Source organism: Mesorhizobium sp. LNHC209A00 (assembly GCF_000502915.1).
In the GTDB taxonomy this organism is placed as follows: Bacteria; Pseudomonadota; Alphaproteobacteria; order Rhizobiales; family Rhizobiaceae; genus Mesorhizobium.
In genome coordinates this window covers 22,175-46,075 of sequence record NZ_AYWT01000012.1, presented here as the reverse complement: position 1 = coordinate 46,075, position 23,901 = coordinate 22,175, and the positions used below count along the sequence as shown (strand labels likewise).

21 protein-coding genes are annotated in these 23,901 nt (G+C 64.5%); 5 read left to right on the top strand and 16 right to left on the bottom strand.

Annotated features, from left to right (window positions below):
• The 5 genes from waaA to X739_RS142890 all read right to left on the bottom strand — a co-directional run bounded on the left by waaA (position 1) and on the right by X739_RS142890 (position 4,566).
• Positions 1-1,317: a lipid IV(A) 3-deoxy-D-manno-octulosonic acid transferase gene (waaA, locus tag X739_RS142870; protein ID WP_023774531.1), complete on the bottom strand. Its 1,317-nt coding sequence runs from the start codon at positions 1,315-1,317 to the stop codon at positions 1-3.
• Positions 1,314-2,105, bottom strand: a complete 792-nt coding sequence (locus X739_RS142875; protein WP_023774532.1) for a lysophospholipid acyltransferase family protein — start codon at positions 2,103-2,105, stop codon at positions 1,314-1,316. The genes waaA and X739_RS142875 overlap by 4 nt, the downstream gene beginning before the upstream one ends.
• A gap of 5 nt (positions 2,106-2,110) precedes the next feature.
• Positions 2,111-2,356 carry a DUF4170 domain-containing protein gene (locus X739_RS142880; RefSeq protein ID WP_015318348.1) on the bottom strand — a complete coding sequence of 82 codons (246 nt, stop codon included), beginning with the start codon at positions 2,354-2,356 and terminating at the stop codon, positions 2,111-2,113.
• A 76-nt stretch (positions 2,357-2,432) separates the two neighbouring features.
• Positions 2,433-3,236: a 3'(2'),5'-bisphosphate nucleotidase CysQ gene (locus X739_RS142885; protein ID WP_023795557.1), complete on the bottom strand. Its 804-nt coding sequence runs from the start codon at positions 3,234-3,236 to the stop codon at positions 2,433-2,435.
• Positions 3,223-4,566, bottom strand: coding sequence for a TldD/PmbA family protein (locus X739_RS142890; protein WP_023795556.1), 1,344 nt, complete (start codon positions 4,564-4,566; stop codon positions 3,223-3,225). The genes X739_RS142885 and X739_RS142890 overlap by 14 nt, the downstream gene beginning before the upstream one ends.
• A 173-nt stretch (positions 4,567-4,739) precedes the next feature.
• Here X739_RS142890 and X739_RS142895 point away from each other — a divergent pair, with 173 nt between their 5' ends.
• Entirely contained in the window at positions 4,740-5,156 is a 417-nt protein-coding gene (locus X739_RS142895; protein ID WP_023795555.1) for a VOC family protein, read from the top strand.
• A gap of 25 nt (positions 5,157-5,181) precedes the next feature.
• On the opposite strand, the gene epmA is transcribed toward X739_RS142895, so the two are convergent.
• Entirely contained in the window at positions 5,182-6,228 is a 1,047-nt protein-coding gene (epmA, locus tag X739_RS142900) for an EF-P lysine aminoacylase EpmA (protein ID WP_023795554.1), read from the bottom strand.
• Positions 6,229-6,342: 114 nt separating this feature from the next.
• On the opposite strand from epmA, the gene efp reads away from it, so the two are divergent.
• The gene (gene efp / locus X739_RS142905; protein ID WP_023782984.1) at positions 6,343-6,912 is read left to right on the top strand and encodes an elongation factor P; all 570 of its coding nucleotides are present in this window, start codon (positions 6,343-6,345) and stop codon (positions 6,910-6,912) included.
• A gap of 82 nt (positions 6,913-6,994) precedes the next feature.
• On the opposite strand, the gene X739_RS142910 is transcribed toward efp, so the two are convergent.
• The 5 genes from X739_RS142910 to X739_RS142930 all read right to left on the bottom strand — a co-directional run bounded on the left by X739_RS142910 (position 6,995) and on the right by X739_RS142930 (position 13,335).
• Positions 6,995-7,867 (bottom strand): patatin-like phospholipase family protein, encoded by an 873-nt coding sequence (locus X739_RS142910; RefSeq protein WP_023774538.1) that lies wholly within the window; start codon positions 7,865-7,867, stop codon positions 6,995-6,997.
• Positions 7,864-9,261 (bottom strand): pitrilysin family protein, encoded by a 1,398-nt coding sequence (locus X739_RS142915; RefSeq protein ID WP_023795553.1) that lies wholly within the window; start codon positions 9,259-9,261, stop codon positions 7,864-7,866. The genes X739_RS142910 and X739_RS142915 overlap by 4 nt, the downstream gene beginning before the upstream one ends.
• Before the next feature lie 2 nt (positions 9,262-9,263).
• Complete coding sequence (locus X739_RS142920; protein WP_023795552.1) at positions 9,264-10,652, bottom strand: pitrilysin family protein; 1,389 nt, start codon at positions 10,650-10,652, stop codon at positions 9,264-9,266.
• Between the two features lie 119 nt (positions 10,653-10,771).
• Complete coding sequence (gene rsmD, locus X739_RS142925) at positions 10,772-11,326, bottom strand: 16S rRNA (guanine(966)-N(2))-methyltransferase RsmD (RefSeq protein ID WP_023795551.1); 555 nt, start codon at positions 11,324-11,326, stop codon at positions 10,772-10,774.
• Positions 11,323-13,335 carry a pseudouridine synthase gene (locus X739_RS142930; RefSeq protein WP_023795550.1) on the bottom strand — a complete coding sequence of 671 codons (2,013 nt, stop codon included), beginning with the start codon at positions 13,333-13,335 and terminating at the stop codon, positions 11,323-11,325. The genes rsmD and X739_RS142930 overlap by 4 nt, the downstream gene beginning before the upstream one ends.
• Positions 13,336-13,516: 181 nt before the next feature.
• On the opposite strand from X739_RS142930, the gene X739_RS142935 reads away from it, so the two are divergent.
• A complete protein-coding gene (locus tag X739_RS142935) occupies positions 13,517-13,966 on the top strand; it encodes a nucleoside deaminase (RefSeq protein ID WP_023795549.1) in 450 nt (149 codons plus the stop codon).
• Between the two features lie 36 nt (positions 13,967-14,002).
• Here the strand turns inward: X739_RS142935 and X739_RS142940 are convergent, their stop codons facing one another.
• From X739_RS142940 to X739_RS142950, 3 genes are all read right to left on the bottom strand, one after another.
• Positions 14,003-14,680: a hypothetical protein gene (locus X739_RS142940; protein ID WP_023774544.1), complete on the bottom strand. Its 678-nt coding sequence runs from the start codon at positions 14,678-14,680 to the stop codon at positions 14,003-14,005.
• A gap of 205 nt (positions 14,681-14,885) precedes the next feature.
• Positions 14,886-17,870: an isoleucine--tRNA ligase gene (gene ileS / locus X739_RS142945; RefSeq protein WP_023774545.1), complete on the bottom strand. Its 2,985-nt coding sequence runs from the start codon at positions 17,868-17,870 to the stop codon at positions 14,886-14,888.
• A 285-nt stretch (positions 17,871-18,155) separates the two neighbouring features.
• The gene (locus X739_RS142950; protein WP_023795548.1) at positions 18,156-18,968 is read right to left on the bottom strand and encodes a MipA/OmpV family protein; all 813 of its coding nucleotides are present in this window, start codon (positions 18,966-18,968) and stop codon (positions 18,156-18,158) included.
• 187 nt (positions 18,969-19,155) lie between these two features.
• On the opposite strand from X739_RS142950, the gene X739_RS142955 reads away from it, so the two are divergent.
• A complete protein-coding gene (locus X739_RS142955) occupies positions 19,156-19,710 on the top strand; it encodes an HdeD family acid-resistance protein (RefSeq protein WP_023795547.1) in 555 nt (184 codons plus the stop codon).
• A 29-nt stretch (positions 19,711-19,739) separates the two neighbouring features.
• Here X739_RS142955 and X739_RS142960 read toward each other — a convergent pair whose 3' ends face one another.
• Positions 19,740-20,720: a bifunctional riboflavin kinase/FAD synthetase gene (locus X739_RS142960; protein WP_023774548.1), complete on the bottom strand. Its 981-nt coding sequence runs from the start codon at positions 20,718-20,720 to the stop codon at positions 19,740-19,742.
• A 6-nt stretch (positions 20,721-20,726) separates the two neighbouring features.
• A complete protein-coding gene (locus X739_RS142965; protein ID WP_023774549.1) occupies positions 20,727-21,587 on the bottom strand; it encodes a TIGR01459 family HAD-type hydrolase in 861 nt (286 codons plus the stop codon).
• Positions 21,588-21,845: 258 nt separating this feature from the next.
• Between X739_RS142965 and X739_RS142970 the strand changes: the two genes are divergently transcribed.
• Entirely contained in the window at positions 21,846-23,831 is a 1,986-nt protein-coding gene (locus X739_RS142970; RefSeq protein WP_023774550.1) for a TadE/TadG family type IV pilus assembly protein, read from the top strand.
• Positions 23,832-23,901 lie beyond the last annotated feature (70 nt).

The following is a 23,901-nucleotide window of genomic DNA, read 5'->3' as shown; positions in this document are numbered from 1 at the left end:
TTAACGCCCGTTGGCGCCCTTTAGGCGCGCCTTGACCACCAGCGGCTGGATATAGGGTTCGAGCGATTTGAGCGTGCGTGCCAGTGCGCCGCGCATCTCATCGACAGTCGCGATCCCCGCCGCCATCATCTCGTGGCGCGCCACTTCGTTGGTCAGGAGGAAATTGACGGCGCCGGCCAGCATGTCGCGGTCGCGCACCAGCTTGGCGCCGCCGCTGTCGAGCAGGCGCTGATAGGCTTCGCGAAAATTCTGCACGTTGCGCCCGGCGAGAACGGCGGTGTCGAGCATGGCCGGCTCAAGCGGATTCTGGCCGCCTTCGGAGGTCAGCGAGCGGCCGACGAAAGCGATTTCGGTCAACCGGAGATACAAGCCCATTTCGCCGATCGTATCGCCAAGCAGGACATCGGTATCGCCTCCGATACGGTCGCCCTTGCTGCGCCGGGCGACTTTAAGGCCCATGCCGGAAATCTGCAGGGCAAGGGCTTCGGCCCGATCGGGATGGCGCGGAACGACGATCGTCAAAAGCCCGTGGTGACGCCTGTGCAGCGTCGCGTGAACTTCCGCGGCGACCACTTCCTCGCCATCATGGGTCGAGATCGCCGCCCAGGTCGGGCGATCGCCGATCTGCCGCTGCAATGTGCCAAGCGCTCGCAAGTCGACCGGCGGCGGGTTGGTGTCGACCTTGAGATTGCCCGACACAGTGACCGGCCGGGCGCCGAGCGCCCGAAAACGCTCGCCATCGACGTCGGACTGGGCAACTACATGGGCCAGATTCTCGAACAGGGCCTCGGCGATGTTGGCCCGCTTCTTCCAAGACGTGAAGGAGCGATCGGAGAGCCGGCCATTGACCAGCACCTGCGGCACGTGGCGGGCACCGAGTTCGAGGATGGTCATCGGCCATATCTCGGATTCGGCGATGATCGCCAGATCGGGTTTCCAGTGATCGAGGAAGCGGCTGACCGCCGGCTTCAGATCGAGTGGCACATATTGGTGGATGATGCGATCGCCGAGCCGCTCGTCGACGACCTGGGCCGAGGTGACCGTACCGGTCGTCAGCACGATGTTGACGCCATAGTCGAGGATGCTTTCGACAAGCGGCACGACGGCCAAGGTCTCGCCGACGCTCGCGGCGTGGATCCAGATCACCGGGCCCTCGGGGCGCGGCCGGCCGGCGACGCCGTAGCGCTCGCGGCGGCGATTGCGGTCTTCCTTGCCGCGCGAGGTGCGCCAGGCGACGTAAGGCCCGACCAGCGGATAGGCGGCAGCGCCGGCAAAGCGGTATGCCGACAACATCGTGCGGGCCCAGCGGCCGCTCATCGCGGACCGTCCACGAGGCGGTAGGCCTCGGCGGTCGCGGCATTGAGGGCCGTGGTGATTTCCTGGCGCTTGCGCTCCATTTCGGCGTCATCGGCATCCGCCGCCACGAAGATCGGCGCACCGATGGTCACGGCGGAGCGGCCGAAGGGCAGGTTGATGGTGGTCTTGTCCCAGCTCTTTTCCAGCACCTTGCGGCGGCTGGTGGCGATGGCGACGGGCAGCAGCGGCCGGCCGGAGAGGCGAGCCAGGAGAACGATACCGAGCCCTGCATCGCGCGGGGTACCATGGGGAATGTCTGCGATCATGGCGACGTTCTTGCCTGATGTGAGCGACTTTTTGAGGGCGATGAGCGCCTTGGCCCCGCCCTTGTCGAGATGCCTGGCATTGTCGCGCCCACCCGAACCGCGCACCGCCTCGATGCCGAATTTCTCCAGCATCAGGGCGTTGAGCTCGGCATCGGCGCTGCGCGACACCATGGCAACCAGCGGCTTGCGCTTGGGATAATAGGCCGGCGTCAAAAGGTGCTGGCCATGCCATAGAGCAATGATCCCCGGCTCGAACTCGGCATAGGCGCCGCCCGAAAAGCGCGCCGATCCGGCGACCAGGGGGCTGGTCAGGCGAACCAGCCGCACGAACTGCGCGAGCAGGCTGGCAATGGCGTTCTTGACGAATCGCGACTGCGCGAGCGGTTCGCGAATCCTGCGCCAGAAGGCCTTGGTCGTGCGGCTGCGGCCCCTGCCCGTGGGCGCGGCCTCGCCGGCTGGCTCTTTCGCCAGATCATGCTCCATCGAAGTCAACCGGCGGCCTTGCTATCGGGATCCAGCAAACGGTGCAGATGAACGACGAAATAACGCATATGGGCATTGTCCACACTGGCCTGCGCCTTGGCTTTCCACGCCGTGTGCGCGGATTGATAATCCGGATAGACGCCGACGATGTCGAGCGCATCGAGATCGCGGAACTCGGTGCCGCCAAGCTTCTTCAGTTCGCCGCCGAACACCAGATGCAAAAGCTGTTTCTTTCCGTCTTCCGCGGCCATGTCGATCCTTCACATATCGTGAGTTTGTGACAGGTCTAGACCAAAGCCGCCGACTTTGAAACCTTCGAAAACGCTTTCAGCCATCCAGCCCGGCAATGACGTCGACCAGCACCGCCAGCAGATCGCCGCTGCCGGCCGCGAGCGCGCCGTGGCGGGTCACCTCGCCGGCATAGAGCGGCGCGTGGCCGTGCGGGTCGAGCAGTTGGCCACCTGCCTCGCGCAGGATGAGGTCGGCGGCGGCAATGTCCCAGTCATGCGCGTTCGGCTTGACCAAGGTGCCGTCGAGCGTGCCGTTGGCGATCATCGCCAGGCGGTAGGCAAGCGAAGGGCTGTAGGGCGCCCGTTGCAGCCGCTCCTGCCAGCCGGCCGGCATCAGGTCGATCAACTGCTTCAGGCCGGAAATCTCGGGCTTGTCGCCTGGCTTGCGCACCGCAATGCGCTTGCCGTTGCGGAATGCGCCCTGGCCTGGCAGCGCGGAATAGGTCTCGTCCATCGCCGGGCATTCGAGCACGCCGGCAAGCGTGCGGCCATTCTCGACGACGGCGACGCTGACGCACCAGGCGCGCTGGCCTTCAAGGAAGCCGCGCGTGCCGTCGATCGGGTCGACAACGAAGGTGCGGCGCGCCGAAAGCCGCGCCGGGTCGTCGGCCGTCTCTTCCGACAGCCAGCCATAATCCGGCCGTGCCGCAAGCAACGTCTGGCGCAGATACGCATCGGCGGCATGATCGGCTTCGCTGACCGGCGAGGTGCCGCCCTTCATCCAGACCCGCGGATTGTTGCCGAAGTAGCGCATCGCGATAAGACCCGCCTCGCGGGCGGCGTCGCGCAGCAGCGGCAGGTCCAGATCGGCACCGGCGGTGGTCAGCTCATGCTCCGGCAAGGGTCATGCCTTCGATCAGGAGCGTCGGGGCGGCGGTGCCGAAATTGCGATCAAGGTCATTCGCGGGCACCATGTTGAGGAACATCGTCTTCAGGTTCGAGGCGATGGTGACTTCGGCGACCGGATAGGCAAGCGCTCCATTTTCGATCCAGAAGCCGGAGGCGCCGCGGCTGTATTCGCCGGTGAGCATGTCGACGCCCTGGCCAAACACTTCGGTGACGTAGAAGCCGCTCTTGAGCGAGCCGATCAGGTCTTCCGGCGACCTTTCGCCTGGCTCGATGGCAAGATTGGTGGAAGACGGCGAGACGGAAGAGCCGCCGCGCGCGCCGCGCCCGTTGGTGACGAGGCCGAGCTCCCGGGCCGCCGATGTCGACAGGAACCAGTGATTCAGGACGCCCTTTTCGATCATCAGGAGCTTCTCGCCCTCGACGCCTTCGCCATCGAATGGGCGCGAGGCCTGGCCACGGCGCCGCAGCGGCTCGTCGGTGACGGTGATGGCGGAAGCCGCCACCTGCTTGCCCATCATGTCGCGCAGGAACGAGGTTTTTCGCGCGACGGAAGCGCCGTTGATGGCTCCGGCGATATGGCCGGCAATGCCGCGCGCGACGCGCGGGTCGAACACCACGTCGACCGATCCGGTCGCCGCCTTGCGCGCGCCAAGGCGACGCACGGCCCGTTCGCCGGCCTGACGGCCGATATCCTCGGCCGCGTCGAGATCGGCAAAATGCTGGCGCGAGGAGAATTCATAGTCGCGTTCCATGCCCGTGCCCTCGCCGGCAATCACGCTGGCCGAGCGCGAAAAGCGCGAAGCGACATACTGGCCGACAAAACCGTGCGAGGTGGCCAGAACCAGCCCGCCCAGGCCGGCGCTGGCATTGCTGCCGGCCGAATTGGTTACGCCCTTGACGGCGAGAGCCGCCGCCTCGGCCGCGAGGGCCGCCTCCTTCAATTGGTCTGCCGACACTTCGGTTGCATCGAACAGGTCCAGATCGCGCGTCTGTCTGGCGAGCAGCGCGGGGTCGGCAAGACCCTGGTAGGGATCCTCGGGAGACACTTTGGCCATGGCGACGGCGCGCTCGGCAAGGGCCTTCGGATCGGACGCGGCGGTGGCCGATACACTGGCCACACGCTGGCCGACGAAGACCCGCAGCGAAACGTCGTCGCCCTCGGACGCCTCTGTGTTTTCGACCTTGCCAAGCCGCACCGAAACACCGGTCGAGCGGCCACGCACCGCGACGGCGTCCGCGGCATCGGCGCCAGCGCGTTTGGCGGCTTCGACCAGGGCCGCGACGCGGTCAGTCAATTTCGCGGCGTCGAGCTTGTCGGTCATGCACTTGATCCTATTTCTTCAGCCTGTCCGGAAGGCAGGTGCTGCCGCACCATCTATTGTTCCACTGCCGCTTGTGCAATGGCAGAAGGCCAATCAGGATGTCGCGACCAAATCGCCATCGAAGCGCCCGCAAAGAGCGGACGTCGCAGTTTTTGCCTATCTGGAGCCTCGCCATGACGCCTTTCCATCTTGCTTTTTCAGTCCGTGATCTCGATCAAACCCGAACTTTCTATGGCGACGTACTGGGCTGTGCGATCGGCCGCTCGTCGGCGACCTGGGTCGATTTCGACCTGTACGGCCACCAGATGTCGGCACATTTGCGGCCGCAGGCCGCGCAAGCTGCAAGCGACGGCAAGGTCGACGGCATTTTGGTGCCGATCCCGCATTTCGGCGCTGTGCTCTTGATGGACGACTGGCAGCGCCTGGCGACGCGGCTGGAAGCGCGCGACGACATAGACTGGCTGGAGCGGCCGATGGTCCGCTTCAAGGGCGAGCCCGGCGAACAAGCGACATTGTTTATCCGCGATCCCTCTGGCAATGCCTTGGAATTCAAGGGTTTTCGCTCTCTTGAGCAGGTTTTCGCGCATTGAGATCAGAGGGGCGGCAGCCCCTCATTCAAGATGCGGCGACCGGAGTCCAGATCACGTCCTCGATCTTCCGCGCGCCGGTCGCCAGCATCACCAGCCGATCGAAGCCGAGCGCGATGCCGCTGGCCTGCGGCATGATGGCCAACGCGGCGAGGAAGTCCTCGTCCAGCGGGTAGCGCTCACCATATACGCGCTCTTTCTCGTCCATCTCGATGACGAAGCGCCGGCGCTGCTCGGCCGCGTCGGTCAGTTCGCCAAAGCCGTTGGCGAGCTCGACGCCGCAGCAGTAGAGCTCGAAGCGTTCGGCGACGCGCGGATCCCTCGGGCTCGGCCGCGCCAGCGCCGCCTCGACGACCGGGTATTCGCAAAGAATGGTCGCGCGGCCGAGGCCGAGATTGGGCTCGATCTTTTCCACCATCACGCGGCTGAACGAATCCGCCCAGCTGTCGTCAGGCGCGGTGCGCAGGCCGGCCTGGATCAGAGCGGCATGCAGCGCGTCCCGGTCCGTGCCGCCGTCGGGCGCGACCGTTGCCAGCAGACGTATCCCGGCGTGCCGGCTGAAGGCGTCCGCCACGGTCAGCCGCTCCGGTTCGGAAAACGGATCGCACTCGCGGCCCCTGAAAGAGAAGTGCGTGGCCCCTGCCCGTGTCGCGGCCATCGCCAGCAGATCGGCGCAGTCGCTCATCAGGCTCTCATACGTCTCGCCCACCCGATACCATTCGAGCATGGTGAATTCGGGATGATGCAAGGGACCGCGCTCACGGTTGCGGTAAACCGAACCCAGACTGAAAATGCGCCGCTCGCCGGCAGCGAGCAGTTTTTTGCAGGCGAATTCGGGGGAGGTGTGGAGATAAAGCGGCGAGCGGGCGCCATCCGGCCCGACCGCTTCGGTAGCGAAGGCCGCCAGATGAGCCTCGTTGCCGGGCGAGACCTGCAGCGCCGCGGTCTCAACCTCGATGAAGTCGTGGCGGGCGAACCAGTCGCGAAAGGCAGCCGTCAGCCCATTGCGCAGCATCAGGCGCGGACGGCGGTCGGCATGGACATGCGGCGTCCACCAGGGCGACGCGGCGGTCATCAGCGCGCTTCGGTTCGCCGAGGGGGCTGGCGGTTCGCGCCAAGATGCGCTAGGCCCCCATCCAGCGCCGCACAAGCCGGCAAACGCCAGTCAACTCTCGCAGGATTTAAAACCGTGGTGAAAGTCATCGCCAGTTCGCTCCGCAAAGGCAATGTCGTCGACAAGGACGGCAAGCTTTATGTGATCCTCTTTGCCGAAAACATCCACCCAGGCAAGGGCACGCCGGTGACGCAGCTCGACATGCGCCGCATCGGCGACGGGGTGAAGGTATCCGAGCGCTATCGCACCACCGAACAGGTGGAGCGCGCCTATGTCGAGGAGCGCGAGCACACCTTCCTTTACGCCGACGGCGAAGGCTATCACTTCATGAACCCGGAAACCTACGACCAGGTGGCGGTGTCGGAAGCCGTGGTCGGCGACGCGGCGCCCTATCTGAAGGAGGGCATGCCGGTGCAGGTGTCACAGTTCAACGGCATCGCGATCGCCCTGGTGCTGCCGCAGCGCGCCACCTTCGAAGTGGTCGAGACCGAGCCGACGACCAAGGGTCAGACGGCATCGTCGTCCTACAAGCCGGCCGTGCTTTCCAATGGCGTGCGCACCACCGTGCCTCCGCACATCGCGCCCGGCACCCGCGTCGTGGTGATGACGGCGGATGGCGCTTATGTGGAGCGGGCGAAGGACTGAGCGAAGCGGGCATTGTTGCCATCTCGGCATTGATGCCCCGCCGACACGGCACAAAGTAAGCTCGCAGTCTCGCTGACCGCGATCACGACTTGGCTGGTGTTTTTGTCCTTTTTGCTTCGACCTTGGCGGAACGCCGTTCAATTGCGACCTCCACCTCCCGCTTCAGCCGATCCTTGATTTCAACTGTCTCGCTCATCAGGGCCTCGATCTTCAGGAAATCGAGGACGCGGTATTTCGACACCGCCGGGCGGACCAGTATGTCGGGCTGGCACTGTTTCAACTTGTTTGCGATGATCGACTGCATCATCAGCTGCGTGGCGCCGAACATCAGGTCGACGGAGGTCGGCTGCTTGCGGTCGGCCTCTTCCGGCGCGCCGACCACGTCGACGCCGATGATGATATCGGCATCCTTCTCGATCAGGTCGAAGGGCACGGGGTTATAGATGCCGCCGTCGATCAGCAGCCTGCCATCGCGCGTCACCGGACGGAAGACGGCAGGAATGGCGGTTGAGGCCGCAAGTGCGGAATGCAGGTCGCCGTCGTCGAACACAGCGAGCTTGTGGCCGAAATAGTCGGTTGCCGTGACCTTCAGCGGGATTTTTAGTTCGGCGAAGCTTTCGGGAATGGCCTCCGGCAGAAACGCCTTCAGGATGCGCTCGACATTGAACTGGCTGACGCGGATGCCATTTTGCATGGCCTCCGCGATCGTGCCAGGCCGCGCCCGCCACATGCGGCTCGCGACCTCGGCGCGGCGGCCGAGGATCGAGCGGGCATAGTCGTGGATCTCCTTGCCGGTCATGCCCGAGGCCATGCCGGCGCCCATGATGGCGCCGATCGACGAGCCGGCTATCGCCACCGGCTTGATGCCGAGCTCGTCCAGCGCCTCGATGACATGGATATGCGCCAGACCGCGCGCGCCGCCACCGCCGAACGCTATGCCGAAAGTGGGGCTCATCCCTTGCCGGCTCCCGCCAGCGGCGGCCCGACCACCATGATGGTCGGCTCGGTCGTCAGCAGCTTCTTCGCCGCCGCCTTGACCTGATCGATCGTCACCGCGTTGATATAGCCGGCCCGGCGCTGCATGTAGTCGATGCCGAGATCGTCGATCTGCAGCTCGACAAGCGTGGCGGCGATGGAACTCGAGGAATCCAGATTGCTGATCGCATAGGCGCCGATGAGATATTTCTTGGTCGCCGCCAGTTCGGCCTCTTTCGGGCCATCCTCGGCCAGGCGCTTGGCGACGTCGCGCACGATGGCGAGCGTCTCGGCCGCACGGTCCGAGCGCGTCCCAGTGGTGACGATCAGCGCATTGGCATGGTCCTGGTTGACCAGCGAGGAATTGACGCTGTAGGCGAGCCCGCGCTTTTCGCGCACCTCCTGGAACAGGCGCGAGGTGAAAGTTCCACCGCCGAGGATCTCGTTCATCAGCACCGCCGGGAAGAAATCCGTCGCCTTGCGCTTCACGCCCGGCCAGGCGAGCTGCAGCGATGTCTGCGGCAGGTCGTAATTGACCTCGATATGCTGCGCCAGCTTGGGCTCGACATCGGCTACAGGAGCGAGCGTCTGGTCCCGCGGCAAGTCGCCGAACACCATGTCGAGTTTCTTCTTCAGGGTCTCGGGGTCGATGGCCCCGACCACGGCGACATGCAAGCCGCCGCGCGCGAACACCGCTTTGTGCAGAGTCTCGAGATCGGCCTGCGTGACGGCGGCGATGCTCTGCCTGGTGCCCTGGTCGGAACGCGAATAAGGGTGGTCGCCATAGACGGCGCGCGCCCACCGGTTCTGCGCCACCGTGTCGGGGTCATTCTCGTTGGCGATGATGCCGGACAGGACCTGCGCGCGGATGCGGTCGATCGGCGCCTGGTCGAAGCGCGGCTCATTGACCGCCAAACGCAACAGGTCGAAGGCTTCGTCGCGCTGTTCCGCCAGCATGCGCATGGAACCGTAGATGCCATCGCGGGTCTCGTCGAAGCTCATTTCGGCGCCGGCGTCGTCAAGCTTGATCTGGAAGGCTTCCGAGTCGAGCGGGCCGGCACCCTCGTCGAACAGGCCGGTCATCAGATTTGCAAGACCCTCCTTCCCCACCGGATCCTGCGTCGAGCCGCCGCCGAAGACGAAGCGGACGGCGACCACCGGTACCGAATAGTCCTCGACCAGCCAGGCCGTGACGCCTTTCGGGGAGGTAACGGACTGGATCTCCATGGCGCGGGCGGCAAGCGCCGGCAGAACCAGGAAGAGGACGGAGAGGAAGAAGGTTGCGAGGGCATGGAGGGCCTTCCCTTCTCGCGCGAGGGGAGAAGGGGGAGCCTGGCGGGGAGACGTCAACGCGCCGCTAAACTGGTTCGTCATTATCAATTCCCCGCCTGTTGCTGCGGCAAGAGATAGCCGGTCGTCGAGCGGGCCAATAACAGATAGCGCGAGGCAACGGCCTTGACCTCGTCAGTGGTGACCTTGCGGATGCGGTCCGGCCATTGCTGCACGTCTTGGACGTTGCCGCCGGTGGCGAGCGTCGAGCCATAGATGTTGGCCATGGAATCCTGCTTGTCGCGAGCAAAGATCATCGACCTGACATAGCGGTCCTTGGCTTTCTCGAGCTCATCCGGGGTGACGCCGTTGCTGGCGATGCGCGCCACTTCCGCATCGACCGCGGCTTCGACGTCGACCAGCTTGGCGTCACCGCGCGGCGCGCCGTAGACAGTGAAATTGGTGTCGTCGAGCATGGTGCCCTGGAAGTACGCACCGGCGCCGGAAGCTATGCCCTGCTTGACGACAAGCGCCTGGTAAAGCCGGCTGCGGTTGCCGCCGCCGAGGATCTCGGCCAGCAGATCGAGCGCTTCGGCCTCGCCGGGCTTCGCGGTGTGATAGGAGGGCACGACCCATTGTGTCGAGAAACTCGGCACGCTGACGCGAGCGTCGGAGAGCGTGACCGTGCGCCTGGTATTCTGCTCCGGCTCGACCGGGCGGACGCGCGGCGGCAGGTCCGGCCCGCAGGCCACCTTGCCATAGGTCTTTTCGGCCAGCGCCTTCACCGTGTCCGGTTCGACATCGCCGGTCACGATCAGCACGACGTTGTTGGGCCGATAGTATTTGTTGTAGAACGCGACCGCGTCAGTGCGGTTCAGTTGCTCCATCTCCTGCATCCAGCCGATGACCGGGATGCGATAGGGCTGGTTCTGCCATAGCGTGGCATCGACCTCTTCGTCGAGCACGGCCTGCGGATTGTTGTCGATACGCGAGCGGCGCTCCTCCAGGATAACATCGCGCTCGGTCTTGATGACGTCATCGGTGAGGATGAGGTTGCGCATGCGGTCGGCTTCGAAGCTCATCATCAGTTCCAGCGCCGACGGCGCCACCGTCTCATGGAAAGCGGTGTAGTCGTAGGATGTGAAGGCGTTGTTGGAGCCGCCAATGTCGGAGACGGCGCGGTCGAACTCGCCGGCCGCGTGGTGGGCCGTGGCCTTGAACATCAGATGCTCGAAGAAATGGGCGATGCCGGATTTACCAGGCGGCTCGTCGGCGCTGCCGATCTTGTACCAGACCATGTGGGTGACGATCGGCGCGCGGTGATCGGGAATGACGACCACTTCCATGCCGTTGTCGAGCAGGAAGTCCGTGACCTTGAACTCGGCCGGCACGGTGCTCGGCAATACGGGGCCGTCCGCCAGGACGGGGTCGGTCATGAACAAAGCCAGCGACGTCGCCAGCAACGTGGCCCGCGGCCATTTAGTCCTGGATGTCATCGATGGCTCCGGTTTCATGCAGCGACGATAGGCAAGCCGCTGGCGACAAGCAAAGTGAATTGTTGGTCATGTTGCCGGCAAAGGCGGCGGCAAAGAGGCCATTGCTGAAAGCAGGCCTGTCAGGCAGCCTCGATGAAGCGGATCACGGTCTCGCCGTAGTTGCGCTCATCAAGGACGGAAAAGCCCGGGCCCGGCTCGAAGGGAACCACCGCCGTCTCCTCGACCACACAGAGTGCGCCTGGCCGCAGCCAGCCGCCGGCCTGGGCCGACCGCAGGGCTTGCTCGCCAAGGCCCTTGCCATAGGGCGGATCGGCAAAGACCAGGCCGAACGGCGCCAGCGTGCCCGCCTCGCCAAGCCCGGTTGCATCACGGCGGAAGATCTTGGTGCGTCCGGTCAGGCCGAAGGCTTCGACATTGTCGCGGATCAGACCACGGCCCTCGGCCGATTCCTCGATAAAGACGCCATAGGATGCCCCGCGCGACAGGGCTTCCAGGCCAAGCGCACCGGTGCCGGCGAACAGGTCGAGCACGCGCGCGCCGTCCAGTTGCCCGGCAAAGCGATGCGCCAGAACGTTGAAGACGGCCTCGCGGGTGCGGTCGGTCGTCGGGCGGATGGCGCTGCCACGGGGCGTCGCCAGCGGCCGCCCGCGAAACTCACCGCCGACGATTCTCATCTTGTCCGGGGGCCCTTGGGGCCGCCGCGCGGCCGCTCGCCGCCACCGGCGCCTCCTGGACGCTCGCCACGCGGCTTGCCGAATGGCTTTGCGCCACCTGGTTTGCCGGCGGGCTTGCTATAAGATGGCTTGAACGACGCCTTGCGTGCCTTGTTCTCGGCCGCCTTGGCCGCATCGGCCTCCGCCCTGCCCTTGCCGATCGGCCGGGCTCCCGGCGCCATCCAGACATTGGCCTTGCGCTGGCCGGGCGGCTCGATCGGCCGTTGCTCGCGTTCGGATTTCTTGCCGCCGCCACGAGGCTTGTCGCCGAATCCGCCGCGCGGCTTGTCGCCAAAACTTCCACGCGGCTTATCGCCAAAGCCGCCGCGCTCCGGTCGCGGGCCGCGATCGCCGAAGCTCTTTTCTGGTCTCTCGCCCCTGTCGGGGCTCGTCGACAGTTTGCCGAGCGCCTCGTCGCGGCTGCCTTCCCGGCGTTTGCGGTTCTTGATCAGTCCGCCCTCGCCGATCGGCCGGCGCTCGCCGTCTCGCGTAAACTTCGGCCGTTCGGGCTCGACCTCACGCACTTCGGTACGCCGCACCGGCTGGTTGGAAAACGGTTTTGTTATCTCAGCGTCGAAATTGGCGCCGGATTCCTCGACCAGCCGCTCGCCAAGCTGGTCGCGCAGCACCCGGCCCTTGATCTCCAGAACATGGCCCTCGGCGAGATCCTCGAGCTGGAACGGACCGTAGGAGATGCGGATCAGCCGCGTGACGTCGAGGCCGAGCGCGCCGAGGATGTTCTTGACCTCACGGTTCTTGCCCTCGCGCAGCCCGATCGTCAGCCAGGCGTTGGAGCCCTGCTCGCGATCCAAGCTGGCTTCGATGGCGCCGTAGAAGACGCCGTCGACGGCAATTCCTTCGCGCAGGCCGGCGAGCGCGCTTTCCTCGACCTTGCCATGAACGCGCACGCGGTAGCGGCGCAGCCAGCCAGTGGCCGGCAGCTCGAGTACGCGCGACAGGCCGCCATCATTAGTCAGCAGCAGCAGGCCTTCGGTGTTGATATCGAGGCGGCCGATGGTCATCAGCCGCGGCAGTTCGGCCGGCAGTACGTCGAAGACGGTCTTGCGGCCTTCCGGATCGCGGTTGGTGGTGACGACGCCGGCCGGCTTGTGGAACAGGAACAGGCGTGTGCGTTCGATCGGCGGGATTTCCATGCCGTCGAGATGGATGATGTCATTGGGCATGACGTTGAACGCCGGCGAGGCCAGCACCTTGCCATTGACCTTGACGCGGCCGGCGGCGATCAACTCCTCGGCGTCGCGGCGCGAGGCAAGCCCGGCGCGTGCCAGCCGCTTGGCGATGCGCTCGCCGGCTTCTTCCGTTGCTTCGGCAGGCCGAGGGCGCGGCTTGAAGCCGCCGCCAGACGCGCCTTGCGGCCGATCTCCGAAATCACGCTTGGGTCTGTCGCCGCCAAAGTCACGCTTTGGACTGTCAGCGAAATCCCGCTTCGGACGATCTCCGAAATCACGCTTGGGACGGTCGAAGCGCTTTTCACCGCCCTCCGCCGAAGTAGAAACCGGACGGTCGCCGCGCGGAGCGTAGGGCTTGCGTGGTCCCTCGCGCTTTTCATAGGACTTGCGCTCGCCTTCGGCCGCCATCGGGCGGTCGCCGCGCGGCGCGTAGGGCTTGCGTGGTCCCTCGCGCTTTTCATAAGGCTTGCGCTCGCCTTCGGCCGCCATCGGGCGGTCGCCGCGCGGCGCATATGGCTTGCGCGGGCCTTCGCGCTTTTCATAAGGCTTGCCTTCGGGGCGGGGTCCCTTGCTGAACGGCCTGTCGCCGCCCTTGAAGTCCCGCTTCGGCCGGTCGCCGTCGGCGGCCATCGGCCGATCGCCACGTGGCGCATAAGGTTTTTTCGCAGCAAAGGAGGGCTTCCCGCCCTTGCCGGCATCGCGGCCACGTGCACCTGCCGATTTCGGGCCACTCCTGCCCGGGCCGGCTTTGCGCGGAGATTTCTTGTCGTTGTCGTCCATGTGGCCTTTGTCCGTTTGCGCTGCTACAGCGTGGCGCATCCGTTCGGCGCGCAACGAACGCTGTAGCACTTTTGATTTGGCGCATGATCATTTCCGAAAATCGAGTCCGATTTTTCGGGTTGATGCGCTCCATAACAGGATCACCGCCGGGTGGCGAGGACATAATGGGAAGACAAACCCCTTGAAGAGGCCGGATTTCATGGCCTTGGCGCTAAAAGAGGCCGAAGCGGCAGCCTTGCGTGGCGAAGTGCCGGTCGGCGCGGTCATCGCCAATGGCGGCGCGGTTATTGCCAGTGCCGGTAACCGCACGCGCGAGCTTGCGGACCCGACAGCCCATGCCGAGATGCTGGTGATCCGTGAAGCCTGCGGCAAACTCTCGAGCGAGCGGCTCACCAGCCATGATCTCTATGTCACGCTGGAGCCCTGCGCCATGTGCGCCGGGGCAATCTCCTTCGCCAGGCTGCGCCGTCTCTATTTTGGTGCGGCCGACGAAAAGGGCGGCGCCGTCGTCAACGGCGTGCGCTTCTTCGCCTCTCCGACCTGCCACCACACGCCCGACATCTATCCGGGCATGGCCGAGACCGAAGCGGGCCTGCTGCTGAAGGATTTTTTCAGGGGACGTCGAGATTGAGCCAAGGACGCTGCAAGATCAGCGGCGCCACTGTTCCTACAGCGACGGCAACCAGTCGAACCAGCCGCCCTTCTTGCCCTCGGCCTTGGCCTTGAGGCGGCGTTCCTTCTTGTACTCGTCTTCGCCGAGTTCGTTCTGCGGTGCGGCACCGGAGGCGGTGCGGTAGGCCAAGGGCGGTTCGCTGAGATACTTGCGCGTGTTCGGGTCGCCCTGTTTGCTGTCGGCAAGGCGGCGCTGGATCTCGGCGGCGCGGCCCTTGTCGGAATCGGCGGGTTTCCACGCCGGCGGGTGGCTGGATCCTGAATCCTCCATCGCCCTTTTCACCGATGCCGGATCCGTCTGCACGTCATCGACGATCTCCGACTGGTAGGCCGGATCATTCTGGTGCGCGGTGGCGTCGGCGCGCAGGCGCGCGCGACGCTGCTCGGGCGATTCGGGCCAACCGGCGTTTGCCGTCTGGATGCTTTCCTGCGGGGCAGGCAGCGCTTCCTTCTGGCCAGGTGCCGGCTTCACCAGGGTGGGACGCGGCTTGTAGTCGATCGGGTCCTTGCGCTTCGGCGCGAAGGAAACGGCGCCTGTAAGATCGCCGGCCAACTGTTCGGCGGCCGTCTTGTCGGTGCCATAGGTCGGAGAGCCCATGCAGCCGGACAAAGCAAGGCCCGATGCGACAAGCGGCGCCAGCAGCGCAAGGCGCGCGTTATATCTTTCGGTCATGCCAAAAAGTCCCACTCTAGACAACCTCTCGATCGCACCGGCCTTGTGTCCGGTCCCCATCGTGCAAGCACTTGCGACGGAAATCCGGCGACAATTTGTCTTCCGGAGTTTCGCGTGTTTACCTCAACCACTCGTTAAGGGCAACGCACGGGCGGGTTTGCACCCGCGCGGCGTGGCACTTGTGCACTTCTTTGGGCGACAGGCACTAGAGCCTTCCCAGCGCTTTCAGTTCGTGCAGCACCGCGGCATCCCGTGCCGAAACATCCGGGAACTCGGGATCCTGCCCAACATCGGCGGTGTAGCGCCACGAACGCGCGCATTTGACCAGGCCGCGATCCTCCGCTTTCTCGACGACCACGGCAACACCCTTGACATCGTCGAGGGCGAAGGCGGTTCGCGGCGCCTGGCCATGGGCAATGACGAGATCGCTGGTGATCGCCATTTCAGCCATGTCGACGTCCGATATCGCCGCCTCGAGCGTCGCGTCGTTGATCGTGACCACGGGGACGGCCTCCAGCGACGAGCCGATCACCTTCCGGGCACGCGCAATCTCGAGGGCGCCGGTGACGACGCGGCGCACCTGCCTGACGTTGCGCCATTTCTCCGCCAGCGCCTCGTTCCTCCAATCCGCCGGGATTTGCGGGAACTGGTCGAGATGCACCGACATCGCATCGGGATGACGCTCGAGCCACGCCTCCTCTGTGGTGAAGGGCAGCATCGGCGCCAGCCATTTCACCAGGCAGTCGAAGAGATGGCGCACCACCTGGACCGAGGCCTTGCGCTTCACGCTCGACGGGCCGTCGCAGTAGAGCGCGTCCTTGCGGATATCGAAATAGAAGGCCGACAGCTCGACCACCATGAAATCGAGCACTGCGCGCGTGATGCGCTTGAACTCGAAGGCGTCGTAGCCCTGGCGCACCACCTCGTCGAGTTCGGCCAGCCGGTGCAGCATCAGCCGCTCAAGCTCCGGCATCGTCTCCAGGGGAACGACCTCACCATCGTCATGGGCGAGCGTGCCCAGCATCCAGCGTATGGTGTTGCGCAGCTTGCGATAGGCGTCGATGTTGGTCTGCAGCACGTTCTTGCCGAGCCGCTGGTCTTCCCAATAGTCGGTCGTCACCACCCAGAGCCGCAGTATATCGGCGCCGGACTGCTTGATCACATCTTGCGGCACGACCGTGTTGCCGAGTGATTTCGACATCTTGCGCCCATCCTCGTCCATGGTGAAGCCATGGGTGACGACGGTGTCGTAAGGCGCCCTGCCCCTGGTGCCGCAACTTTCGAGCAGCGAGGAGTGGAACCAGCCGCGATGCTGGTCGGAGCCTTCGAGATAGACGTCGGCCGGCCACTTCAGGTCGGGCCGGTCTTCCAGGGTGAAGACATGTGTCGAGCCCGAATCGAACCAGACGTCGAGGATGTCCATCACCTGCTTCCATTTGGAGGCATCGTGATTGCCGAGGAAGCGCTCCTTGGCGCCGGGCGCGAACCAGGCGTCGGCGCCTTCCGCCTCGAAGGCGTCCATGATGCGTCGGTTGACGGCCTCGTCCTTCAGCACATTGCCATCCTCGTCGGCGAAGACGGCGATCGGCACGCCCCAGGCGCGCTGGCGCGACAGCACCCAGTCCGGGCGCTCCTCGATCATGGCGCGGATGCGGTTCTGGCCGGCGGCCGGGACAAAGCGCGTCTCGTCGATCGCCTTCAGCGCGCGGCCGCGCAGCGTGCTGCCGTCGCCGAGGTCCTTGTCCATGTAGACGAACCATTGCGGCGTGTTGCGGAAGATGACCGGCTTCTTCGAACGCCATGAGTGCGGGTAGCTGTGCTTCAGCCGGCCGCGCGCGAACAGCGCATTGCGCTTGATCAGCTCGTCGATGACCGCCTGGTTGGCGTTGCCCTTCTTGCCATTGTCGTCGATGACGCGCGCGGGTCCGCCTTCGCGGTCCGGGCCGAAGCCCGGCGCATCCTTGGTAAAGAAGCCGGCGTCGTCGACGGTGAACGGGATTTCGGTGTCGATCCCACGTTGGCGCAGCGCGGGCGCGGCGTCCATCCAGGCATCAAAATCCTCCCGGCCATGACCGGGAGCGGTGTGCACGAAGCCTGTGCCGGCATCGTCGGTGACGTGGTCGCCGGCAATCATCGCAACCGGGAATTCATAGCCACCACCGAGGCCCTTGAAGGGATGCGAAAGCACAAGATTTCCAAGCTGTTCGGCGCTGATGCCGTGAAGACGCTTCAAGGTGACCTTGGCCTTGGTCTGGCTTTCCTCGGCCAGCGCATCGGCAAAGATCAGCTTCTCGCCTGGCTGCGGGCCAAACGCATTCTCGGCCGCCTCCACCTCGTAGAGGCCATAGGACACACGCGGCGAATAGCTGACGGCGCGGTTGCCCGGGATGGTCCAGGGCGTCGTCGTCCAGATGACGACATGAGCATCCAGCAGGTCAAGCGACCGACCACTCAGGTCCGGATCGAGCTCCGCCGGCTGCCCGTCCACGACACTGGCGACGACGAGATTGGCCACCGGAAACTTCGCCCAGATCGTGTCGGACTCGTAGTCCTGGTACTCGATCTCGGCCTCGGCGAGCGCAGTCCGCTCGACGACGCTCCACATCACCGGCTTCGAACCACGGTAGAGCTGGCCGGACATGGCGAATTTCAACAATTCGCCGGCGATGCGCGACTCGGCGTGGAAGGCCATGGTCGTATAAGGGTTCTTGAAATCGCCGACGACGCCGAGACGCTGGAACTCTCCACCCTGCACCGAGATCCAGTGCGCGGCGAATTCACGGCATTCCTGGCGGAATTCGTTGACCGGCACCTCGTCCTTGTTCTTGCCCTTGGCGCGGTATTGTTCCTCGATCTTCCATTCGATCGGCAGGCCGTGACAGTCCCAGCCGGGCACATAGTTCGAGTCATAGCCGCGCATCTGGAATGAGCGGGTGATGACGTCCTTGAGGATCTTGTTCAGCGCGTGGCCGATATGGATGTTGCCGTTGGCATAGGGCGGTCCGTCATGCAGCACGTATTTTGTGCGGCCCGCCGCGCTCTCGCGCAGCTTCCGGTAGAGGTCCATGTCCTGCCAGCGCTTGACCAGCACCGGCTCCTTCTCGGGCAAGCCGGCGCGCATCGGAAACTCCGTCCGCGGCAGATAAAGGGTCTTCGAATAGTCGATGGTCGATTGGGTTTCGTCGGTCATTGGTCTGCCATGTGCATGCCGGGCCACGTGGCTTGCGGCGTGAAATTCTATTTTACACGCATGCCGTTCCCAAAAACGGGGCCCACTCGGGGGCGACATGCTTTGATGATCTGGAAAAGCGCGAGAGGCCGCGCGCAATATTCCCGGCGGCTCCTACAGCCTTCAGGCTGCTGGGAACACCGGGCTGGTAATTCGTATCGTCGGCGCGTCAAGGCGCAAAAAGCTCGTCATTGCTGGGCTTTTATCGGAGAAGAGCGCAGGAATAAAGCGTCTCGTTCGATTCGCTTACATGTTGAAGTCGAAGCGGTAGGTGGTCGACACGCCGACCATGAACTGGTTGCGGTCACCACGCTCCCTGACCAGGCTGGAATCGGCGGCCGGACCCTTGAGGCGCGAATATTCGCCAAACAGGCTGGCGGTCACTGGCTCGGTCACCTTCCAGGTCACCGCGCCACCGAGGCCAACGGATTTCAGGCCGCCGCCGGGATTGTACTGGCTCAGGCCCGAGGCCACGGCTTCCTGCGCGTTGACACCGTAATAGGCATCGAAATAGTTCGCCGAGGCAAACGACACGCGCGGGCCACCCGAGATCCTGACGGTTGGCGTCACATCGTAGAAAGCATCGGCGGCGATGTCGGCGACAAAGCCGTTATGGGCTCGGATGCCATGCCGCAATTCGGCACGCGCGCGCATCCAGTCCGTCGGATAAATTTCGAAGAAGCCGCCGACCTCGCCGCCCCAGCGGACCGGGTCGAGCCCCCTGAGTTCGTCGGCATCGCCGTCGAGGCGCGAGAACAGGAACTTGCCGGTCAGACCGGCGCGGACACCGCCATCGTCGACGAGCGCCAGCGAGATATTGTCGTTGCGCGAGGTGAAGCGAGCAGCAGGGCCGGCCTTGCCTAGCGAAATGATAGGCTGAGCGCTCAGCATATATTTCTTGCCGCCCTCGAAATTGGGCGCCACCAAGCCGGTCGCACCGACCGTCAGATACCAGTCGCCGGACAACCAGCCGAAAGCGCCATCACCGGCTTCGGCCGCGCCTGACATAGCGAGCACGACAGTGGCTAGAGCTACAGAAATCTTCCCGACCTGACTCATGGTCACTCCACTAACACGATACAACTGTCCTGCGGCGACAGCTTTGACGAGGCTTTGGTAAAATTTGATTTAAGGGCGAGACATCCGGCGCGTGTTGCCTGCGCCATCGCGCCCGCCATCGGCTGGACGCGGGTCGGCGCCGAGGGTAACCTCCTGCATGCTGGCGGTCCTCCATGGAGGTGGCGACATGACCTTGCACGGCGATACTCTGAAGAACGCGATCGGCCAGACGCGCGACAAATGGGGCTGGTTCGTCGGTCTAGGCGTGGTGCTGCTGATCCTCGGCGGCATTGCCTTCGGCAATCTGTTCATAGCCACGGTGGCTTCCGTCTACGTTGTCGGATGGCTGATGCTGGTGGCCGGCATCATCGAGATCATGCATGCCTTCGGGGTCAAGACCTGGGGACGCTTCTTCTACTGGCTGCTCAGCGGACTGCTTTATGCCGTCGCAGGGTTCTTCGCTTTCGACAATCCGCTGCTCGCCTCGGCGGTGCTGACCTTCCTGCTGGCCATCGCGCTCGTCGCTTCCGGCGCGCTGCGGGCCTGGGTCGGCTACAGCCACCGTCCGGAGCGCGGCTGGGGCTGGATTGTCGCGGCAGGCGTCATCAGCGTGCTCGCGGGCCTGATCATCGCCATGGGCTGGCCGGTCAACAGCCTGTGGGTGCTCGGACTGTTCCTGGCGATCGACCTGATCTTCCAGGGCTGGACTTTCATAGCCGTCGGTCTTGCGTTGAGGAAATAGGAACTCGTTTCCCCTTTCGGTATCATGCTTCAGAACGCCACCGCGGCGTCCAGGCCGGAGAGCGGCTTGACGCCGCCAAGCAGCGCGCGGGCCTCGGCTTCATCGCGCTTCATCTGCACGACCAGTGCGTCGAGCCCGTCGAACTTGATCTCGCTGCGCAGGAACCCGAAGAACGACACCTCGCAAGTCTCGCCATAGAGATCGCCGGAAAAATCGAAGACGAAGGTTTCCAGGAGCGGCGCGCCATTGTCGTCGACGGTCGGGCGGCGGCCAAAGCTGGCGACGCCGTCGTGCAGCGTACCGTCCGCGCGACGGAAGCGGACGGCGTAGATCCCTTCCTTGAGCGTGGCTTCCGCCGGAAGCCTCATATTGGCTGTGGGAAAGCCAAGCGTTCGCCCGAGCTGCTGGCCGCCGACAACCCCGCTTTCCACCGTGAAGCGATAGCCGAGCAGACCGGCGGCCTCGGCCACCTCGCCCTTGCAAAGCAAGGCACGGATGCGGCTCGACGAAACCACCTCGGCGCCTTCGTCGCGAAAGGCGTCGACGAGGGTAACACCGAAGCCGTGGCGCTCGCCGGCAGCCATCAGATAAGCCGGCCCGCCCTGGCGGTCCTTGCCGAAATGGAAATCGAAACCGGTCACGGCGTGGGTGATGCCCAGCGCCCTCTCCAGCACATCGGTGACGAAGGCTTCCGCCGACAGCGAGGCGAAGTCGCGCGTGAAGGGCTGCTCGACGAGCGCGGCAAAGCCCAGCAGCGACAGGAGGCGCGCCTTCATCGGCGGCGGCGTCAGCACGAAAAGCGGCAGATCAGGCCTGAAAACCGTTCGCGGGTGCGGTTCGAAGGTCAGCACCAGGGCCGGTACGCCACGCCGCACGGCCTCCGCCAATGCCCGTTCGAGCACGGCTTGATGGCCGCGGTGGACGCCATCGAAATTGCCGATCGCGACCACGCCCCCTCGCAGATCTGCGGGTAGCGGCGCGGTTGTCGTAAGATGCTGGAACGCGACCATTGCCACTTACTGCAGTCTTGCGATCACGGCCACCGGACGAAAGCCGTGCCGCTCCAGGAAGAGCCCGAGCTTTGCCGGATCCGGCCGGGATGGATCGCCATAGTCGCGGGCATGAATGCCGCCAGAGACATAGAGGACGTCGAAACCATTGTCGGCAGCGCCCTTGACGTCGGTCATCATGCCGTCGCCGATTGCCAGTATTCGCGAACGCTCAACCGACCGGCCGAGGATCTCGGCCACCTCCTTCATCGCGACCTCGTAAATCGGCGCGTAGGGTTTTCCGGCGATCAGCGTGCGACCGCCGAGCTGCGCGTAGTCGCGCGCGAGCGCGCCGGCGCACCAGATGATCCGTTCGCCGCGTTCCACCATGATATCGGGATTGGCGCAGATGAACGGCAGGTTCCTGGCGCGCAACCGGCGCAGCAGTTCCGTATAGTCGTCGGGTTTTTCGACCTCGTCGTCGAACAGCCCGGTGCACACGACGCCGGCAGCCTCGAACTCCTCGACGAGTTCGACACCGAGGCCGTCATACAGGGTCAGATCGCGGTCGGCGCCGATGTGGAAGACCTTGCGCGGGCCCTCCGCGATCAGATCACGGGTCACGTCGCCCGAGGTCACCACACGGTCATAGGCTGATGGTGGGACGCCGATCACGCTCATCTGCGCCACGACATCGGCGCTGCGGCGCGGCGAATTGGTGATCAGAACGACAGGAGTGCCGTCCGCCCTTGCCGCCGCCAGCGCGGCCGCGGCAGCCGGAAAATGCCATTCGCCATTGTGCACCACGCCCCAGACATCGCAGAGAATTGCCGAATAGGCTTTCGAGACATCTTCGAGCGAGCCGACGATTTCAGGCGAATCCGCCATGCCGTTTCCTTCAGTATGATCGTTGCGGTTACAGCGGCCGACGGTTCTCCGCGGCCGGTTCGAATTATCCGAACCGGCCCATGCTGTCACCAGCTTTCGCCTTGATCGGCGCGAATTGCGGCGCAAGCCGCGGCCTTGATTGGTTAGCGGTTGGTGAAGCGCCGACCAAGCAATAGAGCGGTTTCCCAAACCCGTCCTTCAGCGTTTCGTGGAAAGCTGGCGCCGGCCGAGAATCCGTCGGCGGGGGCCGCTGCAAGCATGTTTGAAATCTGGCGTCAGTTCCGCCGCGACAGGCGCGGCAACTATGCTCTCATGACGGCTGTGGCGATGGTGCCGCTGATGGGCGGCCTGGCGATCGCGGTCGATTTCACGGAAATGAACCGTGAAAAGCAGATGGTGATGAACGCGCTCGACGCCGCCAACTTCGCCACGGCCCGCCGGCTGACGGAAGGCGCCACCGACGACCAGTTGAGAGCCTACGCGCTCGACTTTTTCAACGCCAATTTGAACGACATCGATCCCGCCAGCGCGACGCTCAACGTCACCTTGCCGAGCAACACCAGCGGCGGCGGCCTGCTGACCATGACCGCCCAACTCAATTACAAACCCTATTTCTACCCCGCATTCGCCCAGTTCGTCGGCAAATCGGCGACCGATGCCAACCAGAGGCTCAGCGTCAACGTTACCTCGCAAGTACGGCTGAAGAACACGCTGGAGGTTGCCCTGGTGCTCGACAATTCCGGATCGATGGTCACGCCCGGCACCGGCTCAGGACAGATGCGCATCGATCTGCTCAAGACAGCGGCCAAGCAACTGGTCGACACGCTTGCCCAGCAGGCCGCGATGATCAAGCAGGTCGACAGGCCGGTGCAATTCGGCCTCGTGCCCTTTGCCGCCTCCGTCAATGTCGGCCCCGGCAACGGCAACGCCTCGTGGATGGACACCGAGGGTCTATCGCCGGTATCGAACGAGAATTTCGACTGGTCGACGCTGAACACGGCCAACAAATACGCCCAGCAGACCAACGGCATCTGGTACAAGCGCGGCACCGGCTGGGGAACCGAGGAAGGCCAGATGCTGACCCGGTTTTCGCTCTACCGCGACATGAAGGTCGTCACCAACCACGAGCGTGTCGTCAATAGCAAGCGCGTGGTCTGCGACGAATACAATTCGAACAACACCTGCAAAAGCAGCCACAACGAATACGACTATGTCGATTCCTACGGACCGTTCGCCAGCTGGCAGGGCTGCGTCGAGGCGCGGCCCTACCCTTACAATATCAACGACGCCACGCCGTCCGGTGGCTCGGCCAATACCGGCATCGCCGTCGGCGATCCGGCAACGATGTTCGTGCCGATGTTCGCCCCCGACGAACCCGGCAATCACTGGAAGCTCACCCAGGACCCCGACGAGGCCGCACCGGTAACTTATGGAGCCATCAACAGCTGGTGGAACGACGATCCATCGAGCAGCAGCGGCCAAGCTCGGCTGCGCAACATGGCCAAATATTTCCAACCGCGGCCGATCGATGCGCCGGCGCTGCCCGCCGGCAACGGGCCGAATTACAGCTGCACCACCAACCCGATCACGCCGCTGACCGACGTCAGCGTCGCCGACGGGCTCACCTCGATCAAGGCGGCGATCGACCTGATGCAGCCGAATGGCGGCACCAATGTTCCCGAGGGTATGGCCTGGGGCTGGCGGGTGGTCTCGAGCGGAGAGCCGTTCACGCAAGGGCGCCCGGAAACCGAAAGAGGCAACGACAAGGTGGTGATCGTGCTGACCGACGGCGCCAACACCTATTATACGCCATCCTCGCTGGGCTACTCCGACCCCGCCAATTCGAAATCGACCTACGCGTCCTTCGGCTACCTCAACCCCGGATACAACGGCACCCCAATCGGACGCCTGTTCATGGGCACATCGAGCGCCATCGGTCAGTTCGACTATTCGAACGGCAACTATACCAATGCCCTCAACGAGCAGATGGCCACGCTCTGCAACAACGCCAAGGCAGCCAACATCATGGTGATGACGGTGGCGCTCGACCTGTCGACGACCAAGACCAGCGACAAGCTGGCGATCGATGCGCTGAAATCCTGCTCGTCGAATTCGCGCTTCCGCAAGGATGCGACGGATCCGAGCAAACCGGCGAAGCTGTTCTGGAATGCGACCGGCGCCAGCCTCGCAAACGATTTCAAGGAAATCGGCAACGAGCTGTCCAACCTGCGCGTGGTCGGCTAACCCGAGTTCCTTCCCCTGGCGCAACGCCCGACGCCGTCAAGCCCTTGCGGGCGCCTGCCGTGACAGGCAC